The 3,959-nt window shown below is 65.9% G+C and carries 4 protein-coding genes; 2 read left to right on the top strand and 2 right to left on the bottom strand.

Annotated features, from left to right (window positions below; genetic code table 11):
* On the top strand, positions 1 to 522 hold a 522-nt coding region (locus tag AC1DU6_RS22625; protein ID WP_477859756.1), incomplete at its 5' end, for an ABC transporter substrate-binding protein.
* A 48-nt stretch (positions 523 to 570) separates the two neighbouring features.
* A complete protein-coding gene (locus tag AC1DU6_RS22620; protein WP_457324772.1) occupies positions 571 to 1,326 on the top strand; it encodes a trimeric intracellular cation channel family protein in 756 nt (251 codons plus the stop codon).
* Between the two features lie 21 nt (positions 1,327 to 1,347).
* Here AC1DU6_RS22620 and AC1DU6_RS22615 read toward each other — a convergent pair whose 3' ends face one another.
* Both AC1DU6_RS22615 and AC1DU6_RS22610 read right to left on the bottom strand, forming a co-directional pair.
* Positions 1,348 to 3,123, bottom strand: a complete 1,776-nt coding sequence (locus tag AC1DU6_RS22615; RefSeq protein WP_477859753.1) for a beta-1,3-glucanase family protein — start codon at positions 3,121 to 3,123, stop codon at positions 1,348 to 1,350.
* 349 nt (positions 3,124 to 3,472) lie between these two features.
* Positions 3,473 to 3,959, bottom strand: a 487-nt coding sequence (locus tag AC1DU6_RS22610) for a hypothetical protein (protein WP_477859752.1), incomplete at its 5' end; no start/stop codon positions are given.

Below are 3,959 nucleotides of genomic sequence, written 5' to 3'. Positions count from 1 at the left end.
CAGTTGATGACGGAGGCCGGCTACCCGGACGGCTTCGAGGTGCCGCTGGCCTGCCCCAACGACCGCTACGTCAATGACGAGGAGATCTGCCAGGCGGTGGTGTCGATGTGGACGCGCATCGGCGTGAAGGCCAAGCTGTCGACGCAGCCCATGACCCAGCACTCGGCCGCCATGCAGCGCTACGAGCTGCCGCTGTACATGTATGGCTGGGGCGTGACCACGTTTGATGCGCAGTACACGCTGCAGGACATCGTCCACACCAAGACCGGCGGCGCCGATGGCAAGGGAAATTTCTCCAAGGTCAGCGACGCCAAGGTCGACGCGCTGGTGCAGCAGATGAAGGTCGAGACCGACGTGCCCAAGCGCCTGGCGCTGATGCACGAAGCCTTGAAGCGCACGCGCGACGAGTTCCTCTTCATCCCCATCCACCACCAGGTGCGCCCCTGGGCGATGAAGGCCGGTCTGACCATTCCGCATTCGGCCAACGATGCCCCGCAAGCCAAATGGGCCACAGTGAAGTGAAGCCCCTCGTCCAAGGAATACCTTGGCCGGTCCCCCGAGGGGACGGCGATGCTTGCCGGTTCGACCGGCAAGCACATCGCCTGGGCGGGCCGGCTAGGGAGCGGCCCGGCGCTCGGCCCGCAAGCAACCCCGGTGGAAGATGACGCTGGGGTGATCAAGCCGCCCATCATCAACTTCTCGACGATCCAGTCCGTCGTCGAGATCACGGCCACCCTGGCCTTCGCGTTGTCCGGCCTGCTGGCCGGCGCGCGCAAGCATCTCGACGTCGTCGGCCTGTGCATCGTCGCGGGCCTGTCGGCCTTTGGCGGCGGCACGCTGCGCGATGTGCTGCTGGACCGTCGGCCCTTCTTCTGGGTCGATCATGCGGACTGGCTGTGGGCGCTGATGGCTCTGTCCTTCGCCGCCATGCTCTTCCTGCGCCGGCGCCACCTGGCGCTGACGGAGAAGGCCATCCAGTGGCCCGATGCACTGGGGCTGGGCCTGTTCACCGCCAACGGCACGCTGGTGGCGCTGGACGCAGGCATGCCGGCCATCGTGGCCGTGCTGATGGGCGTCATCACCGCCGTCTTCGGCGGCGTGCTGCGCGACATCGTCTGCAACGAGATCCCCGCCGCGTTCCACGACCACCGGCCCTATGCGCTGTGCAGCTTTGTCGGCGGCTGGGTGCTCGTCGCGGCCGTGCGGCTGGACGCGCCGCAGTGGGCCGTCATCAGCGCAGCGGCCGGCACAGCGGTGCTGCTGCGCGGCCTGGCCCTGTGGACGGGATGGACACTGCCGGCCTGGCGCATCAACGCCAAGCGTTGACGGCCAGGCGGCAGGGCCGGTTTACCAGCCGATCGTGTACGTCACCGTCGTCGGCGCCGTCGTGTGCAACGACGGGCTGAAGTCGCCCACGTCGTCATACGCAAAGCCGTAGGCCTTCTTGTTGATGCTGTGGTCGTGCCAGAACCTGGCGTACCAGTTGCCCAGCTGGCCGGCTGGGTAATGGGCGGTCTGCACGTACCAGTTGGCCGGCTGCTCCATCACGTGGCGGTTCAGCGCGGCGCAGATCTGGGCCTGCAGCTGCAACTGCGTGCCCGTGTTGGTCGGGTTGCCACTGGCGTCCGCCAGCAGGCCGGCGCCCAGCAGCACCATGGCCGTGTCGGGCTTGCCGTTGATGTAGAACGTGCCGGCCGGTGAGCCGCCGGTGAAGGTGAAGCGGTCACCGCTGACACGGCCGCGGAAGGTGCCCAGGTTCTGCAGCGTGAAGACGAGGTCTTCGTTGCGGTAGCGGGCCCAGACGGCGTCGATGTAGGGCTGCRGGTAGTTGGCGTTGGCCTGGCCGGGTTTGAAGGTGCCGTGGGCCGGGGCCATGATCCGGTACGGCGAGTACGGCGCCTGCGCGAGAGGCTTGAACTGCGCCGGCACTTCGGCGATGAACTTGCTGAAGAGCTGGTCACGCGTCTCGGTCAGCGCTTCACCCACGGTCTGGTCGTAGCCACCCAGGCCCTGGACGCGCAGCTTCAGCGGGAAGCCGAAGTGATCGACACGCGTCGTGTTGATGAAGATGCCCTGATCCGGCTGGCCCAGCGGGATGATGGCCATCTCGCCGAAATCGAAGTAGACGTCGATGTTGGGGTCAGTGGGGTTCTCGATGTTGGCGCCGGCATAGCCGATGTTGCCGTTGCCGTCGACGACGACCTTGATGTACATCGGCGAGCCCACCGACATCAGGATGCGGGCCGAGTTCAGCGCCGGGATGGTGATCGAGCGCGTGGCGCTGAGCTTGTGGAAGTAGTTGGTGTACGTCTGGCCGCCCTTGGTCAGCGCGCCGTTGTCGCTTGTTGCCATGGGGATGAAGTTGCCCGCGGCATCCACGCGCACGAACTTGCCTGTCGCCCAGTCCTTGCCGATGATGGCCCAATAGACCTGGTCATCGGGCCAGCGGCCGGCGGTCTGGTTGACGATGTTGAAGGTGGTGCGGCCGTTCCAACTGCCGGTGTTGGTGTTGGTGCCGACGCGGTAGGACGAGGTCAGGTCGTTGAAGCCGCGGTTGACGAGATTGGGCTCGTTGGCCGTCAGCACCAGCGAGCCGCCGCCGTAGCTGACGTCGTTGAACAGCGTGGCCTGGTAGCCGGCCTGCACCTTCACGGACGAAACCCGGTCGTTCCAGGCAGCGCCTATCCAGCTCGAGTCCGCGCTTGCGCAGAAGCTGTCGCCGGTGTAGTTCACATCGGCGTAGAAGCAGACGGGGCCGGTGGCCGTGCTGGTGCCCACCGTGTAGCTGAACTTGGGCGTGTCGTAGGCCGGCGTGCCGTTGTTGTAGGTGAACCAGTAGCCGATCACGTTGCCGGTGGCGACGGTGACCTTCTGCTCATGGCGGCCATTGGCGGCCGTCATGCGGATGTTCTGCTGCGGGCCGTTGTTGACCGTGTAGTGGGCGTCGACCCAGGTGGTCGACATGTTGGACTTGAACCAGATCGTGGCTGTCGTGCCGCTGACTTCGACACCCTGTGTGTAGTCCTGGGCCAGGGCCGAGGTGGTGCCGAGCAGGCAAAGACCTGAGATAGCCAGCAACCAGCAAACGCCGAGCAGGCGCAAGCAACGCAAAACAAGATTCACCTTTGTCTCCTTGCCCGCTCGTCGTGGGGATCGGCGGATCGTTCGGGGTCCCAACGCTGGGAGGGGCGGCATGGYCCTTCCCTGGCCGGTGTCTCGACTGCGAAGACCTACTGCGCGCCCCGGCATGCAGCCGCTCCCGGGGTCAGGTCGCTATTCAAAAGCGCATTGAAAGCGCTTTCAAATTTGCGTCGCATCCTCCTGGGAGAGGCGAGAAAGCGGTTTCATGGAAAACCCGTGCGAGACGTTTTTCATGAGTCGCCCGCTTCAGGGACAGGAAACCCACCAAAGGAAACGGCCGCCCGAGGGCGGCCGTCGCATCAGGTGGCAGACCACGGTCAGTGGAACTCGCTCATTCCTTGATCGCCGACAGCACCTGAGCCAGCGCCTGTTTCGCCACGGATTCGCACAGGCTGTTCATGCCCTGGAAGGCATTGGCCGAATAGTCGCTGGCGACGTATTCCTTGCCGCGAAAGCTCAGCTTGGTGGCCAGCTTGTCCTTGCCCGCAAAGATGCCCAGCATGACGCGTGCAGCCGGGGGACGCTGGCGGTATTCCTTGATGACGACCTCGGCACTCTCGGCGGGGGCGACGCTGTACCCCTTGGACGTCGCTTGCGCTTCGTAGGTCTGCTCGATCAGCGGGCCGACCTTGGGGTTCTGCTCGCAGTCGCCGCAGTCCCAACGCACGGCCAAGCGGGGCAGCACCTTGGCGTCACTCGCCGAAGCGGGCCTTGCCGCTGGCTCGGCCGCAGCCGCCACCGGGGCCTCCGTAGGCTGGGGCGGCTGGGGCTCCTGGGCGGCGGCCTGGAGGCTGAACAGGAGGGCGGCGCTGTAGACG

This window comes from Roseateles sp. P5_B10 (assembly GCF_056400485.1).
The sequence above is the reverse complement of the archived record's forward strand: the minus strand, read 5'-3'. Positions and strand labels throughout refer to the sequence as shown.

Bases quoted from the DNA above. Each gene is read 5' to 3' on its own strand.
- AC1DU6_RS22620 (WP_457324772.1), top strand. From the start codon at position 571: ATGCTTGCCGGTTCGACCGGCAAGCACATCGCCTGGGCGGGCCGGCTA.